The organism is Nocardioides panzhihuensis (genome assembly GCF_013408335.1).
In the GTDB taxonomy this organism is placed as follows: domain Bacteria; phylum Actinomycetota; class Actinomycetes; order Propionibacteriales; family Nocardioidaceae; genus Nocardioides; species Nocardioides panzhihuensis.
Genome location: NZ_JACBZR010000001.1, coordinates 1,489,024 through 1,503,241 on the forward strand (window position 1 = coordinate 1,489,024; position 14,218 = coordinate 1,503,241).

The 14,218-nt window shown below is 63.3% G+C and carries 14 protein-coding genes; 10 read left to right on the top strand and 4 right to left on the bottom strand.

The window, feature by feature from the left end; genetic code table 11:
- Positions 1-19 precede the first annotated feature (19 nt).
- From BJ988_RS06960 to BJ988_RS30900, 3 genes are all read right to left on the bottom strand, one after another.
- Positions 20-592, bottom strand: coding sequence for a cupin domain-containing protein (locus BJ988_RS06960; protein ID WP_179657349.1), 573 nt, complete (start codon positions 590-592; stop codon positions 20-22).
- 200 nt (positions 593-792) lie between these two features.
- Positions 793-1,254 carry a DUF3237 family protein gene (locus tag BJ988_RS06965; protein WP_179657355.1) on the bottom strand — a complete coding sequence of 154 codons (462 nt, stop codon included), beginning with the start codon at positions 1,252-1,254 and terminating at the stop codon, positions 793-795.
- Positions 1,251-1,733 carry a nuclear transport factor 2 family protein gene (locus BJ988_RS30900; protein WP_179657356.1) on the bottom strand — a complete coding sequence of 161 codons (483 nt, stop codon included), beginning with the start codon at positions 1,731-1,733 and terminating at the stop codon, positions 1,251-1,253. Before BJ988_RS30900 ends, BJ988_RS06965 begins: the two co-directional genes overlap by 4 nt.
- A 247-nt stretch (positions 1,734-1,980) precedes the next feature.
- On the opposite strand from BJ988_RS30900, the gene BJ988_RS06975 reads away from it, so the two are divergent.
- Genes BJ988_RS06975 through BJ988_RS06985 form a run of 3 tightly spaced genes read left to right on the top strand, consistent with a single transcriptional unit; the run spans position 1,981 to position 4,672 of the window.
- Complete coding sequence (locus BJ988_RS06975; protein ID WP_179657357.1) at positions 1,981-2,922, top strand: metal ABC transporter substrate-binding protein; 942 nt, start codon at positions 1,981-1,983, stop codon at positions 2,920-2,922.
- On the top strand, positions 2,922-3,686 hold the full coding sequence (locus BJ988_RS06980; RefSeq protein WP_179657358.1) for a metal ABC transporter ATP-binding protein: 765 nt from the start codon (positions 2,922-2,924) through the stop codon (positions 3,684-3,686). The genes BJ988_RS06975 and BJ988_RS06980 overlap by 1 nt, the downstream gene beginning before the upstream one ends.
- Positions 3,683-4,672 carry a metal ABC transporter permease gene (locus tag BJ988_RS06985; RefSeq protein ID WP_343051512.1) on the top strand — a complete coding sequence of 330 codons (990 nt, stop codon included), beginning with the start codon at positions 3,683-3,685 and terminating at the stop codon, positions 4,670-4,672. Before BJ988_RS06980 ends, BJ988_RS06985 begins: the two co-directional genes overlap by 4 nt.
- 63 nt (positions 4,673-4,735) lie before the next feature.
- Here BJ988_RS06985 and BJ988_RS06990 read toward each other — a convergent pair whose 3' ends face one another.
- On the bottom strand, positions 4,736-5,659 hold the full coding sequence (locus tag BJ988_RS06990) for a crotonase/enoyl-CoA hydratase family protein (protein WP_179657359.1): 924 nt from the start codon (positions 5,657-5,659) through the stop codon (positions 4,736-4,738).
- 185 nt (positions 5,660-5,844) lie between these two features.
- Between BJ988_RS06990 and BJ988_RS06995 the strand changes: the two genes are divergently transcribed.
- The 7 genes from BJ988_RS06995 (at position 5,845) to BJ988_RS07025 (ending at position 14,211) form a co-directional block, all read left to right on the top strand.
- The gene (locus BJ988_RS06995; protein ID WP_425490914.1) at positions 5,845-7,845 is read left to right on the top strand and encodes an oxidoreductase; all 2,001 of its coding nucleotides are present in this window, start codon (positions 5,845-5,847) and stop codon (positions 7,843-7,845) included.
- 76 nt (positions 7,846-7,921) lie between these two features.
- Positions 7,922-8,482 carry a PadR family transcriptional regulator gene (locus tag BJ988_RS07000; RefSeq protein ID WP_179657360.1) on the top strand — a complete coding sequence of 187 codons (561 nt, stop codon included), beginning with the start codon at positions 7,922-7,924 and terminating at the stop codon, positions 8,480-8,482.
- Positions 8,483-8,753: 271 nt separating this feature from the next.
- Positions 8,754-9,881 carry an acyl-CoA dehydrogenase family protein gene (locus tag BJ988_RS07005; RefSeq protein WP_179657361.1) on the top strand — a complete coding sequence of 376 codons (1,128 nt, stop codon included), beginning with the start codon at positions 8,754-8,756 and terminating at the stop codon, positions 9,879-9,881.
- An 8-nt stretch (positions 9,882-9,889) separates the two neighbouring features.
- Positions 9,890-10,651 carry an SDR family NAD(P)-dependent oxidoreductase gene (locus BJ988_RS07010; protein ID WP_218860642.1) on the top strand — a complete coding sequence of 254 codons (762 nt, stop codon included), beginning with the start codon at positions 9,890-9,892 and terminating at the stop codon, positions 10,649-10,651.
- A gap of 12 nt (positions 10,652-10,663) precedes the next feature.
- A complete protein-coding gene (locus tag BJ988_RS07015; protein ID WP_179657363.1) occupies positions 10,664-12,160 on the top strand; it encodes a class I adenylate-forming enzyme family protein in 1,497 nt (498 codons plus the stop codon).
- Between the two features lie 29 nt (positions 12,161-12,189).
- Positions 12,190-13,062, top strand: coding sequence for an SMP-30/gluconolactonase/LRE family protein (locus tag BJ988_RS07020; RefSeq protein ID WP_246321782.1), 873 nt, complete (start codon positions 12,190-12,192; stop codon positions 13,060-13,062).
- A 36-nt stretch (positions 13,063-13,098) separates the two neighbouring features.
- On the top strand, positions 13,099-14,211 hold the full coding sequence (locus BJ988_RS07025; RefSeq protein ID WP_179657365.1) for a phosphotransferase: 1,113 nt from the start codon (positions 13,099-13,101) through the stop codon (positions 14,209-14,211).
- Positions 14,212-14,218 lie beyond the last annotated feature (7 nt).

Genomic DNA, 14,218 nt, shown 5'->3' on the forward strand with positions numbered 1-14,218 from the left:
ATGTTGCTGAGCTCTTGGGTTAGAGGTCTCGGGGGTGGGGGATCTCGGGGAACATCTCGAGTCCGTAGTTGGTCTTGAGGTTCTCGACCTCGGCGGTGAGTTGCTCGGGGGTGCGCAGCTCTCGGTTGCGGGCTTCGTAGAAGTATTTGTCGATGCCGCCTCCGGGCTCGAAGCCGTTGCTGTCGGGTCCGGGCACGAAGATCACGAGGATTCGGGCCTCCTCGCCCACGACCTCGTAGGTGTGTCGCTGGTCCTTGCGGCCCCAGACGAACTGTCCGGCGCCGGCGCTGTGGGACCCCTCTTCGGTGTGGATCTTGATCTCGCCGCTCATCACGAAGAAGCCCTCCTCCTCGCGGTGGTGGATGTGCCAGACCGGCTCGGTCCCGCGAACCCAGTTCGTCTCGATGACGATCAGCTGGCCCTGGGTGGTCTCCCCGGTGGCGTGGGTCCAGAAGTCCACGCCGGTCATGAAGTCGCCGGTCATGGTGAAGTGCACATCGTCGCGGTGGGAGACGTAGCTCTCTCCGTCGCGGGTTGTCGACGGCTGAATCTGGTCGACCTGAATCTGGTCGACATCGGACTTGGTGGCCATGGTGGCCCCCTTTCGTTTCGCTCGCTGTGTGGGCGAGTGGGTGAGGCTGACTGACTCGGATAACGTGAGACTAGACTCACAGTGGATTAAAGTCAACGGTCTGTCGATTATGCGGTTTCGCCACACATTGCGAAATTGAGGGGGCCGCACATCGCATCTTGCGTGCGAATGTGCGGCCCACCTGATGTGTCCGGTCAGTGCTACTGAAGGGCGACGCGGAAGACCTGGAATTCGATCACCGGGCCAGGTGTGATGCGGCCCTGGCCCACGAAGATCGTCTGGTTGACCCAGCTGTACCTGGGGTCACCGCACTCGAGCCTAGGCGTCGTGACGAAGTAGTGATCGCCGAAGTTGGTGCTCGACTCGCCCCCGGTGAGCGCGGCTTCGGCTGCTTCGGTGACCTCTACCAGTCCCTCATAGCTCATGTAGATGACAGCGCCGTCATTGGTAATGAACTGCGCACGCACGTCCAGTCGCCCGAAGCCGTCGTCGCCGGCAAGCAGCCAGTCCCCGCCGCCGATCGCCGCCTGGCCGCTGAGGCGATCCCCGGTCACGGTTCCACCTGTGACGGGAAGAACCTGCCGAAGGCCGTACGGCCCGGGGCCGACGATTTGCGGCGCAGCCAACTCTGCGGTGTAGGAGAATTCTGGAACAAGCTTCACTGGGATACCTCCAGGCCAGCGGCGGCCATTACCTTGGACATGCCTTCGGCGATGAGTTCTGTACCGAATGCTTGCTCGACGACGTTCGGGTCGAAGTATTCGCGCATCAAGATGACCTTGCCGTCTCGAATCCGCATGTGCGTGCAGTAGGTGTTCGCGTAGATGTTCCCGTTCTGCTTCACCGTCGCCTTGCCGTGAAGTTCGAGGATGAACAGTTCGGGATCGGTCGTGTCGTGGACGACCAGCGAGTCGATGGCCAGGTCGGGCACAGACTCGAAGAACCAGTCGACGAAGTGGCCGATGAGCGCAGCGCCAGGGACTGACGTCGCGAGCGGCTCTGGCGCAAAGGGCATCTCCCACACTGCGTCATCCGCGAACCAGCTCTTCCACTTCTCGAGTTCTGCTCCGGTCGGCGGTCCACCTTCAAGATCGCCCCAGAAACCATCTACCACCTTGCGGTTCTCTGCTTGCGTACTCACAGTCGCCTCCTTCAGTGCGGCCAAGTGGCGAGGAATGTGTCCGTCGCCACAGGTCTGAGACTGCCCGACATGTCGGTGATAGTCAACACAGTGTCGACAAGTTTTTGTTCTGCTGCTCTGCCCGCTCGTGGTCTTTGATCAACACAGTGTTGACGATATTCGACGCCAGGTCTAACGTCTCCTTGGTTGGGTCGGTTCGCTCGTGTTCGAGCGATCTTCGGCGTCACCTGCAGGAAGGAGCCTCGCGATGCAGCGCACTACGGACCCTGGCCGACGGCCACGCACCAGTTGCGTGTTCCTCGTCTTGCTACTTGTCACGCTCAGTTCTGGGTGTGTAGCACTCGATGATCGAAGGGCGGGCCCTGACCGCCCGATGGTGCTGACAACTTTCACCGTGCTCGAGGACATCGCAGAGAACGTGGCAGGCGACCGACTGCGGGTCGATTCGATCACCAAGGTTGGTGCGGAGATTCACGGCTATGAGCCGACGCCGCGCGATGTTGCTAAGGCGTCGGAGGCCGACCTGATCCTGGACAATGGCCTGAATCTGGAGGCCTGGTTCGGGCAGTTCGTCGAGTCGGTCGATGTTCCGCATGTCGTGGTCTCCGATGGCGTTGAAGTTTTGGACATCACCGAGGACGCCAACGCGGGCAAGCCCAATCCACACGCGTGGATGAGTGCGCTCAACGCGCAGATCTACGTCGACAACATGGTCGCCGCCTTCTCAGATCTGGAGCCGGCATACAGCGCGGAGTTCGCTGAGAACGGTGAGGCGTACAAGCGAAAGCTTGAGGAGTTGCACCAGAAGATGATCAACAAGCTGGACTCTTTGCCTGACAACGAACGAGCGCTGGTTTCCTGCGAGGGTGCGTTCTCGTACCTCGCCCGAGACTCTGGCCTGAGGGAGAAGTACATCTGGCCGGTCAACGCTGAGCAGCAGGCCACCCCGCAGCAGATCACGTCTGCGATCGAGTTCGTCAAGACCAACGAGGTGCCAGCGGTGTTCTGCGAGTCGACGGTGTCGGACAAACCCATGCAACAGGTCGTCCGCGCGACGGATGCATCGTTTGGCGGGACGCTGTACGTCGACTCCTTGTCCGAGTCCGACGGACCGGTCCCGACGTACCTCGATCTGATCCGGCACGATGCTGACACAATCGTCGCGGCATTGACTGGTGGTGCAGAGTGATGTCGGCGATCGAGGTGGATCACCTGGTTGTTCGTTACGGAGAAGTGTGCGCCCTCGACGATGCGACCCTACGGGTCGGCGAGGGGCGGGTGACGGCGCTGATCGGGATGAACGGATCCGGAAAGTCGACCCTGTTCAAGGCGATCATGGGCCTCGTTCGACCCGATTCCGGTGAAGTCAGGGTCGGGGGCTCGTCTCCGAGCGCCGCACGTCGTCGCGGCCTCGTCACCTATGTCCCTCAGGACGAAGCAGTGGACTGGAACTTTCCCGTCTCCGTACGCGAAGTAGTGATGATGGGGCGCTATGGCCATCAAGGCTCCGCCCGGCGCCCGCGCCGGGCGGACCACATCGCTGTGGCAGATGCCCTCGCCCGCGTAGGGCTGACCGACAAAGCCGATCGACAGATTGGCCAGCTGTCCGGCGGCCAGAAGAAGCGTGCATTCGTGGCGCGAGGTATCGCCCAGGATGCTCGCATCCTTCTGCTCGACGAGCCATTCGCCGGAGTCGACAAGCGCTCCGAAGCCACCATCACCCGGCTCCTGCGAGAACTAGCCGCTAGCGGCCGGACGGTCTTCATCTCGACCCACGACCTACACGGGGTTCGACAACTCGCCGACGACGCGGTGCTGCTCAAGCGCCATGTGCTCCTGCACGGACCGGTCGATGAAGTGGTACAGCCCGATCATCTTGCCCTGACGTTCGGGCTTGACCCGCGCGACCTTGGCGCCGGCAAGGACCTAGGCGACCTGGACGGTGTGATGTGAGCGGCGACCTGACTTTTCTCGATCTCGTTCTTGAGCCGCTCCAGTACGAGTTCGTGGTCCGCGCTTTGGCGACCACCGTTATCGCCTCAATTTTGTGTGCCGTGTTGTCGTGCTGGCTGGTCTTGGTTGGCTGGTCGCTCATGGGGGATGCCGTCTCCCATGCGGTCCTGCCCGGTGTCGTGCTCGCTTATGTCATCGGAATCCCGTTCGCGATCGGCGCGCTCGTGTTCGGCGTCATCGCCGTCGTTGCCATCGGCGCGATCTCGACAACCAGTCGCGTCAAGGAGGACGCTGCGATCGGGATCGTCTTCAGCACGTTGTTCGCGCTCGGTCTCGTCCTCATTTCGGTCACCCCGAGCCAGACAGACCTCAACCACATCATCTTCGGAAACATCCTGGGTGTCTCGACAACAGACCTGATCCAGATCGGCGGCTTGGCGGCGATCGGGCTGGTTCTTCTGTTCATGAAACGGCGGGACCTCACGCTCTACGCCTTTGACCCGATCCATTGCCACGCACTAGGGATCTCCACGCGACGTCTCCAGGCCCTGCTTCTCGGCATGCTCGCCCTCACCGCGGTGGTGTCACTCCAGGTCGTCGGGGTGATCCTCGTGGTCGCCATGCTCATCATCCCCGGGGCGACCGCGTACCTCCTCACCGATCGGTTCAGCCGGATGCTTCTCATCGCACCCGCAATTTCGGCGACATGCGCGGTCGTCGGGATCTACGTCAGCTATTGGATCGACGCCGCCTCCGGGGGACTCGTTGTGGTCACGCAGGGAGTCTTCTTCTTCCTCGTGTATCTCCTGAGCCCTCGTCACGGACTCGTCGTCAAACTGACAAGTTCAACGCGACGAATCGGCACGTCGCCCGTGATCGCCGAAGGCTCTGAATGGGTCGTAGCGCCCGGAGAGGCGTCCGCAACGAGCTTGGCAGAGTCCGCGACACAGCATCAGGAGGGATGGGGAGACACCCGACCAGTGTGATCTCTCGGTAGGAGACCTGAGACTTGGTTCGAGCCCCGGCCAGCGTCGACCCTGCCGCGTCGACTAACGGCCCGAGAACACCGGGTCACGACCTTCGGTGAACGCCTGCATCGCTTCACGAAGATCCTCGCTGAAGATGAAGGCGGCATTCCAGGCTGCGGTGTAACGGAGGCCCGCCGCGACGCGGGGCTCTCTTTCTGCATTCAGGATCTCCTTGATCCCGCGGAGCGCCAACGGCGAATTCTGGGCAATACGCGCAGCGGTTGCGGCCGCGGCGACCATCGCGTTCTCGGCGCCGTCCATCACGTGGTTCACGAGGCCGATCGAGGCGGCTCTGCTCGCTGAGATGTCGCCGCCCGTGAGGGCGAGCTCGCGCAGATGGCCGTCGCCGATGACGCCTGCCAGCCTCTGGAGGCTTCCGAGATCAGCAACGATACCCACTCGCACCTCGCGCACGCTGAAGACCGAATCGCTGGAAGCGATACGGATGTCACATGCTGCCGCGAGGTCGACGCCGGCACCGACGCACCATCCGGCGATACATGCGATGGTGGGCTTCCGGCAGGACGCGACCGCGGTGATGGCGTCCTGCCACCCATGGAGCAGTTCGAGGAAATCCTGCCGCGCGTCGGTGTCGCCCGCCTCGGCAAGGCTGATCAGGAGATCGCCTGCGCTCTTGAGGTCCAGACCAAGTGAGAAGTCCTTGCCGGGCCCGGTCAAGATGACGACGCGGACTGCATGGTCCCGATCGAGGGACTCGAATACCTCGCCCAACTCCTCGAAGAGTCGGGCATCCATGAGGGCACGTCCTCCCGGGCCGACGAGGCGGACCGTAGCAATCCCTTCTTGCACTGCGACCTCGATGCGGCCCACGCCGGACAGGTCAGACTCAGATATCACGCTCTTGACACCCCTGCATTTGCATGTCGACGAGCCGGATGCTCGAAGTACTGGGCTACTGCTTGGTTCGAGAACTGCGTCGCGCATCCCGCACTCCACCTTGGCGGCACGGCGGCGTGCGTGACGTTCGCTCCGGTCCGGGTCGGGAGATGATCCACCGGCACTCGGTTGCTCGATTATGCACTTTAGTGCAGAATCGAGCAACCGGCTCGCCCCAGCGGTTGGTTGGGGCAACACAGAGAGAACGTGCAATGACTCGCTACCCGCACCTCATGTCTCCCATCGACCTCGGCTTCGTGACACTTCCGAACCGCGTTGTCATGGGCTCTATGCACCTAGGGCTGGAGGAGGCCCCAGACGGATTCGAACGGATGGCGGCGTTCTACGCCGAGCGCGCTCGCGGGGGTGTCGGCCTGATGGTCACCGGAGGCATTGCCCCCAACCATCCTGGCCGGCCGTTCGCTACCGGCGCGACGATGACGACCGAGAAAGATGTGAACGAGCATCTGCTCGTCACCCGCGCCGTTCATGAGGTGGGCGGTCGGATCGTCATGCAGATCCTCCACTTCGGCCGCTATGCCAAGCATGCCGACCTGGTGGCGCCGAGTGCCGTGCGCGCCCCCATCAACCAGTTCACCCCGCGAGCGATGACGACCGCCGAGGTCGAATCGACCGTCGAGGACTTTGCGCAGGCTGCGGTCCTCGCGAAGCGGGCCGGATACGACGGTGTGGAGATCATGGGGTCAGAGGGTTACCTGATCAACACCTTCCTGGCGGCGAGCACCAACCTTCGGGAGGACGAGTGGGGCGGCGAATTCGCGTCCCGCATGCGTTTTCCGATCGAGATCGTGCGCAGGACCCGCGAACGGGTTGGTGAGGAGTTCATCGTCATGTTCCGGATGTCGATGCTCGACCTCGTGCCTGGCGGTTGCACTCTCGAGGAAACCTTGGAGCTCGCCAAGGAGTTGGAGGCCGCGGGGGTGACGATTCTCAATACCGGCATCGGGTGGCACGAGTCTCGGGTGCCCACCATTGCGTCCTCGGTCCCGCGCGCGGCATTCGTAACGGCGACCGAGCGCCTGATGGGAAACGTCGGCATTCCGGTGGTCGCCAGCAACCGGATCAACGCTCCCGAAGTCGCCGAGCAGATCGTCTCGTCGGGCGCGGCAGACATGGTGTCTATGGCGCGGCCGTTCCTTGCTGACCCGGATTTCGTCTTGAAGGCTCGGGACGGTCGCCCAGAACTCATCAATACCTGCATCGGGTGCAACCAGGCGTGCATCGACCACACGCTCAGCGGCCAGCTGACGAGCTGCCTGGTCAACCCTCGGGCTTGCAACGAGACCTTGATCGACCTGTCGATCTCTCCGAGGCGACGCCGCATCGGTGTTGTCGGTGCCGGTCCGGCTGGGATGGCGTTCGCTCTGGCAAGCGCCCAGAAGGGTAACGATGTGGTGCTGTACGACTCCGAGCCGGTGATCGGGGGACAGTTCGACATCGCCCGGCGTATCCCTGGCAAGGAAGAGTTCAGCGAGACATTGCGGTACTTCCGCAATGCGCTACCGCTGGCGGGTGTCGACATCCGGCTCGGCGAGAAGATCACGGAAGAAGAGCTCCGCGACGCCGCCTACGACGATGTCGTCCTCGCCACGGGAATCAGGCCACGTGCGCTGGAGATCCCCGGTGCTGACCACTCCAAGGTCGTCTCCTATCTCGACGTACTCCGGGGTGAGGTCGAAGTCGGACGCTCGGTTGCGATCATCGGTGCTGGCGGCATCGGCTTCGACGTCGCGGAGTTCATCACTCAGGAAGGGTCGCCGGCGAGCTTGGATGGCGGGAAGTTCTTCAGTGTCTGGGGGGTCGACCCCAGCTTCGAAACGCCTGGTGGCCTCGCCGCAGTGGTGGAAGCTCGGGTCGAGCGCGAGGTGTACCTCCTGCAGCGAAAGGCGTCGAAAGTCGGCGCCAGCCTCGGTGTCACGACCGGATGGATCCATCGGGCCGAGCTGGCCCGCCGCGGTGTCCGGAGTATGTCGACCGTGACCTATCTCCGCATCGATGATCAAGGTCTCCACGTCCAGGAGGGCGGTCGACCCCAGACGCTCGCGGTCGATACAGTCATCGTCTGCGCCGGTCAGGAGCCGAACCGTGACCTGCACGACCGGCTCCTCACGCTCGGGATCACGTCTCACCTCATCGGTGGTGCAGACGTCGCAGCTGAGCTCGACGCCAAGCGAGCTATGCGGCAGGGAACGTTGCTCGCGGCTACGATGTGAGGTCCACGTCGTACCTGCCGGCGGCTGTTCCGTGGGGGTGTACGACACTTGGTTCTACGTCTAGCCAAAGGGCATCATGTCGCTGCGCCATGCAATTCTCACCGCTCTGTTGGAGCGGCCGTCGTCTGGCCTCGACCTCACCCGCAGGTTCGACAGGTCGATCCGGTTCTTCTGGTCGGCCACGCACCAGCAGGTCTACCGTGAGCTCGCGAAGCTCGAGTCGGAGGGGCTGGTTCGGACTGTTCCTCAGCCGCCTTCGCGCGGCAGTCGCAAGGAGTACGAGGTCCTGGACAACGGTCGCGATGACCTGCTTGCATGGGTAGGACAGAGTGAGGGTCCCAAGCCGATCCGTGACCCGCTCCTGGTCCGGCTGCGTGCCGCCGCTGCGCTTGCCCAAGGTCGTGAGTCGATGCTGGCGGAGATGCGCCTGCATCGCGCTGAGCACCAGAGACAGCTCGATGAGTACCTCGAGATCGCCGATCGCGACTTCAAGAAGGACGATCTGGACGAGGCCGGGCAGATGCGCGGCCTGATCCTGAAGGCCGGAATCGGGCTGGAGGAGTTCTGGATCTCCTGGCTCGAGGATGCGATTGCGGACATCTCAGTGATGAGTGACGTGTCCACGGAACGGTCCTGAGACGCGCGATCAAGCGTCGGCCCGGGGAATCTCCAGCCAAGCCCTCTTCGATCAGACCCTCGTCGCCCTTTCGCGACTCGACCTCTCTTCCCGAGCCCTGAAGCGCCCTGAGTGCCGTGCCCTGCGCTCAGGGCCCTTCAGGGCGTGATCGAGCGGCTCTACCGCTCCGCGCGACGTGTCAACCGATCATGGATCTTGACAATCGTGATTCACCATTATACAAATTGGGAGTTGAGTGACACCGGACGGACTAGTCGAGGGGCAGGCGCGAATGCTGACGGATCTTGAGCTTTCGGTACGGGAAGTGACGCGCAGCTACGTCGAGCGCCAGATCTCGCCGAACATCCAACAGTGGGAGAACGAGGGCGTGGTCCCCGAGCAGGTGTGGCGAGAGCTCGGCGACCAAGGGTTCTTCGGGCTCGCCGTCGATGCGGAGTTCGGCGGAGCCGGTGCAAGCGTGACCGCGTGGGCTCTCATGATCGAGGAGCTCGCCAAGGGCGATTGCGCCATTGCCAACCAGGTCGGCGGGACGAACTTCCCGTTCGGGTCGAAGCTCTCCGAGCTCGGCACCCCATGGCAACAGCAGGAATTCCTCAAGCCAGCCGTGGCCGGCGACTACTACATCTCGTTGCTCCTCAGCGAAGCGCACGCAGGGTCTGACCTGTCTCAGATCCGCACGAAGGCTACGAAGCGTGACGGAGGATGGGTCATCAACGGGGAGAAGAACTGGATCACGGGCGGCGCCACATCCGGCGCCGGCATCCTGCTCGCAACGACCGATCCGGATGCGGGAGCCCGCGGCCTCACGCTGTTCCTGGTCAGGCCAGACATGCCCGGTTACAACGTGGTGAGACGCGAACCGAAAATGGGCCACCGCGTCATCGACATCTGCCAGATCTCCCTCGACGACCTCGAGCTCAGCGACGATCATGTGCTGGGCGAAGTGGGAATGGGATATCGCACCATCTTGGACGGGTTGGACACGAGCCGGATCGGCGTCGCGGCGCAAAGCGTGGGCGTCGCGCAGAAGGCCTTCGACCTGGCGCTCGAGTACGCCAAAGAGAGGGTCAGCTTCGGTCAGCCGATCTTCCAGCACCAGGCGATCGGATTCAAGCTCGCTGAGATGGCGACCAGCATCGAAGTCGCCCGACAGATGTATCTGAGAGCGGCTGAGCTGAAGGAGTCTGGCGCGCAGTCGATGCGTGAGTCGGCCATGGCAAAGCTGTTCGCCTCTGAGATGGCGGAATCCGTCTGCAGCGCGGCGGTTCAGATCTTCGGCGGCGCGGGCTTCGCGGGAGGCGGACTGGTGGAGAAGCTCTATCGCGACCAGCGGATCCTGCAGATCTATGAGGGGACCAGCGAAGTCCTGAAGATGCTCATTCAACGGGACCTGGCATGAATCAACCAATGAGTGGCCAGGTTGCCCTCGTGACTGGCGGTGGGAACGGGATCGGTGCGGCGATCGCCAGACGACTCGCCGCCTCGGGCGCGTCGGTCGCCATCATGGATCGCGATGAGGCGCCGGCGCGGATCGTCGCGAGCGAACTGGACGCCTTCGGCGTGGCGACCACGGTCGTGGTGGCTGACATCAGCGACAACGCTGCGGTGACCAGCGGGACAGCGAAGGTCGAGGCGGCCCTAGGGCCGATCGACATCCTGATCAACAACGCCGGATGGGACTCGCTTCGGCCGTTCCTCGACAACGACGAGGCGCACCGCGACCTCATCATCGACATCAATCTCAAAGGCATGATCAATGTGACACACGCCGTGCTCACCAGGATGGTCTCCCGCCGTCACGGACGCATCGTCACGATCTCGTCGGACGCCGGCCGCGTCGGATCGTCGGGGCAGGCGGTCTACTCGGCGTGCAAAGCGGGCACGATCGCGCTGACGAAGTCGATCGCCCGAGAAGTTGCCAGGCATGGGATCACCCTGAACGTCGTGGCGCCGGGGCCCACCCGAACCAACATGATGGCGGAAGCCCTTGAAGGTGATGATGCGGCCGCGAAGCACATCCTCGAACGGATGACGAAGGCGGTGCCGATGCGGCGCATGGGTGAGCCGGAGGACGTTGCGGGAATCGCCGTCTTCCTCGCGTCGGACGAGGCATCCTTCATAACAGGCCAGGTCATCAGTGTGTCTGGCGGCCTCACGATGCACGGATAGGACGTGGTGGACATGAACGTTGTCGAATTCTTGGCAGACCTCGAGCGGAGTTCTGGCGAACGGCCGATCATCTACTTTCGCGACCACGGTGTCACGACGAACGCCTTCAGGACCCTCGTTTCGGAGGCGGCCGCATCGTTGGACGCGGCCGCGGTGGGCCTGGGCGATCGTGTGGCGCTGCTCTCCTCGAACCGTCCGGAGTGGCTGGCGACCTACTGCGCCACCCTGGCGCGCGGTGCGACGCTGGTCCCGCTCAACCCTGCCCTGTCGGCATCGGAGGTGGCTTACATCCTGGCCGACTGCGCACCCACGTTGGTCATCGTCGACGACAAGAACGCGGCCCGGATCTCTCCTGACCTGACGGCCCCGATCAACGTCCTCGTCGATCCTGACGTGCAGGCGTGGGGCGTAGACGAGGCCGGCAGATGGCCGCAGGTGGTCGACGTACCCGACAGGCACCCCGCGCTCATCCATTACACCTCGGGAACGACGGGGCACCCGAAGGGTGCGGTGCTGCCGCACGTCGGCGTTGCCGCGACTCTCAGTCGGACGACGACATGGGTCGGATCCACGGCTGACGACACCATCTTGATCAATGGATCGCTTGCCTTCATCATGCACTCCACCATCGCCGCGATGGGGCACATCGCCATCGGCGCCACCGTGGTGCTTGAGGAGAGGTTCCACCCGGCCGAGGCGGTCGGTGCCATCGACCTCTACGACGTCACGGTCATCATGTGGGTTCCGACGATGTACGTGATGGTCTGTGAATGGCTCGAGTCGCATCCGACCGAGACTGCCGGTTCGATGGAAAGTCTGCGCGCCTGTGTCTCCTCGGCGGCGAGCTTGCCGTGGAGCCTGGTGGAGCGGATGCGCGCTTTGACGGGCAAGACTCCTCACAACGCCTGGGGAATGACCGAGGGCACTCCGTTGACCGGATTTCCCCCGGGGGCAACACCCGTCCTCGACTCGATAGGCCCAGCGATCGGGGACAGCGAGCTTCGCGTTCTTGGCGCTGATGGAGAAGAGCTGGGTGCCGGCGAGGTGGGCGAGATCGTCTTCCGGAGTCCGAGCAACATGATCGAGTACTACAACAGGCCCGAGGCCACGGCGAAGACCATCATCGATGGCTGGGTCCACTCCGGCGACCTCGGTTACCGCGACGAAGCCGAAAACTTCTACATCTCCGGGCGGATCAGCGACACGATCATCCGTGGCGGCGCAAACATCTATCCCGCTGAGGTGGAGTCGGTTCTCACCGAGCACGAATCGGTTGCCGAAGCTGCTGTTGTCGGAGTCGCCGATGAGCGGTTCGGAGAGCTTCCGGTGGCATTCGTCGTCCCTCGAAGCGGAGTGTCGGTGGACGACGATGCGCTGAGGAGATTCTGCGCGTCCAGACTAGCCCCCTACAAGGTCCCGGTATGGATCGCGAGTGTTCACGATCTTCCCCGAGGTCCCACGGGGAAGACCTTGAAGCGTGTCCTGCGTGAGCAGGCCGCCTCGTCATGAACTTTGATCCGAACGTCGAAAGGGACGGAATGACTACGTATCGTGCAGAGCGAGTCTCGACTGGGCATGGCCTCCTCGAGGGCCCCGTCTGGACTCAGGAGGGACTGCTGGTCGCTGATGCCACGGCCGGAGGTGTCAGTCTCATCAGGGGCTCCGGAGTGATGGAGACGGTAATCGAGCACCGTCGGGGCATCGGCGGTATGGCGATCCACAGCGACGGGGGACTGGTGATCAGCGGCCGGAATGTGGCGGTCAAAGGCTTGGTCGGAAGCGATGACACGGCGACCCACGTGCTGAAGGAGAACGATCCGACCAACGGGATCGTCGGCTACAACGACCTGACGGTCGACGCCCACGGCCGCCTCTATGTCGGCTCGCTCGCCTTTGTCGCTTCCGAGTCACGCGATGTCGACAAGCCGGGCCAGCTCTTCTGTATCGACCTCGATGGTTCGGCGAGAGTGGTGGCCGATGACGTTCTCCTGACCAATGGGCTGGGGTTCTCGCCGGACGGCTCACTTCTTTACCACGCAGACACGCTGCGATCGACAGTTTTCGTCTATGACGTCAGAGACGATGGCAGTCTCGGCCCCAAGCGGCCGTTTGTGCAGACGAGCGACGACGGCCATCCCGATGGCCTGGCCGTGGACGTCGCCGGCAACGTCTTGGTGGCGCTTCCCCACACCGGTCTGGTCGGTTGTTTCGACGCGTCGGGCTATCGCACGGCTTCGATTCAGATCGACGTTCCGATGGTCACGAGCCTCACCTTTGGTGGTGACGACATGCGCGACCTGTATATCGTCTCAGGCTCCGAGGGTCTCGACACCGACCGCGGAGCGGGAGTGTTCAAGGCGCGCGTCGAGACGCCCGGGCTGGCGATTCCCCCGTGTCAGGTCGCGGTGTGAGCGGGCTCAGCACGCGATGGATCTGGGTGGCGGCCGATGAACGCTCTTGAAGCCGGTGCAAAAGGATCTGCCGCAGATCGTCAGAGGATCAACTCCGGAGTCACGGGTGTACGTGAGCAGCATCGGTTCGACGAAGCGCGGCTGGCTCATTGGCTTCGTTCGACGGTGGCGGGGTTCGAGGGCCCCTTGCGGGTGGCTCAGTTCCGCGGTGGTCAGTCGAACCCCACATATCGGCTGACCACTCCCGGCGCTGACTACGTCCTTCGCCGTAAGCCTCCCGGCCAGTTGGTGCCTGGTGCCCACGCTGTCGATCGGGAAGCCCGCGTCATGTCGGCGTTGCACACCGTGGGGATCCCCGTCCCGAAGGTGATCGCCGAGTGCGGCGACGGCTCTGTCATCGGCACTCCGTTTTACCTGATGGAGCTTGTGAGCGGACGGATTTTCTGGGACAGCAGAATGCCCGGCGTACCCGCTGGCGACCGCACGAAGATGTTTGATGACATGAATCGAGTCGTGGCCGCGTTGCATGCGGTGGATCCCGATGCAGTCGGGCTGGGTGACTTCGGACGCAGAGATGGCTACGTGCGACGTCAGCTGGAGCGATGGTCACGGCAGTACGACTCGGCCCGGGGCGACGGAGATCGCGACTCGGATGTCGACTGGCTGCGGGACTGGATCCGAGAGAGGGTGCCAGTTGACGCGGGCGTCTCGGTGACGCATGGCGACATCAAGTGTGACAACCTCATCTTCCATCCCACCGAACCCCGTGTGATCGCCATCCTCGACTGGGAGCTCGCCACCTTGGGTGACCCGCTCGCCGACTTCGCGTACAACGCCCTGATGTACCACCTTCCGCGTACCATCGCGGGCGGCTTGGGAGACCTTTCGGCCGAGGAGCTCATCGATCTCGGGATCCCCTCTGAGACCGAGTACGAGACCAGCTACCGCGAGCGGGCCGGACGCGTCGACACGACGGGTCTCGACGTCTACCTCGTCTTCAACACCTTTCGGCTCTACGCGATCATGCACGGCATTCGAGCGAGAGTGCAGCAAGGCACCGCGGCATCAGCCCACGCGGGCGACATGATCGCTGCCATGCCCCGCCTGGTCGAGATCGGACGGCGTCTAGCAGAGCGATGCCCCGCGTGACCGCGCG

Bases quoted from the DNA above. Each gene is read 5' to 3' on its own strand.
- BJ988_RS07005 (WP_179657361.1), top strand. From the start codon at position 8,754: ATGCTGACGGATCTTGAGCTTTCGGTACGGGAAGTGACGCGCAGCTAC.
- BJ988_RS06980 (WP_179657358.1), top strand. From the start codon at position 2,922: ATGTCGGCGATCGAGGTGGATCACCTGGTTGTTCGTTACGGAGAAGTG.
- BJ988_RS06990 (WP_179657359.1), bottom strand. From the start codon at position 5,659: ATGCGCGACGCAGTTCTCGAACCAAGCAGTAGCCCAGTACTTCGAGCA.
- BJ988_RS07000 (WP_179657360.1), top strand. From the start codon at position 7,922: ATGTCGCTGCGCCATGCAATTCTCACCGCTCTGTTGGAGCGGCCGTCG.
- BJ988_RS07020 (WP_246321782.1), top strand. From the start codon at position 12,190: ATGACTACGTATCGTGCAGAGCGAGTCTCGACTGGGCATGGCCTCCTC.
- BJ988_RS07010 (WP_218860642.1), top strand. From the start codon at position 9,890: ATGAGTGGCCAGGTTGCCCTCGTGACTGGCGGTGGGAACGGGATCGGT.
- BJ988_RS06995 (WP_425490914.1), top strand. From the start codon at position 5,845: ATGTCTCCCATCGACCTCGGCTTCGTGACACTTCCGAACCGCGTTGTC.
- BJ988_RS07015 (WP_179657363.1), top strand. From the start codon at position 10,664: ATGAACGTTGTCGAATTCTTGGCAGACCTCGAGCGGAGTTCTGGCGAA.
- BJ988_RS06960 (WP_179657349.1), bottom strand. From the start codon at position 592: ATGGCCACCAAGTCCGATGTCGACCAGATTCAGGTCGACCAGATTCAG.
- BJ988_RS07025 (WP_179657365.1), top strand. From the start codon at position 13,099: ATGAACGCTCTTGAAGCCGGTGCAAAAGGATCTGCCGCAGATCGTCAG.
- BJ988_RS06975 (WP_179657357.1), top strand. From the start codon at position 1,981: ATGCAGCGCACTACGGACCCTGGCCGACGGCCACGCACCAGTTGCGTG.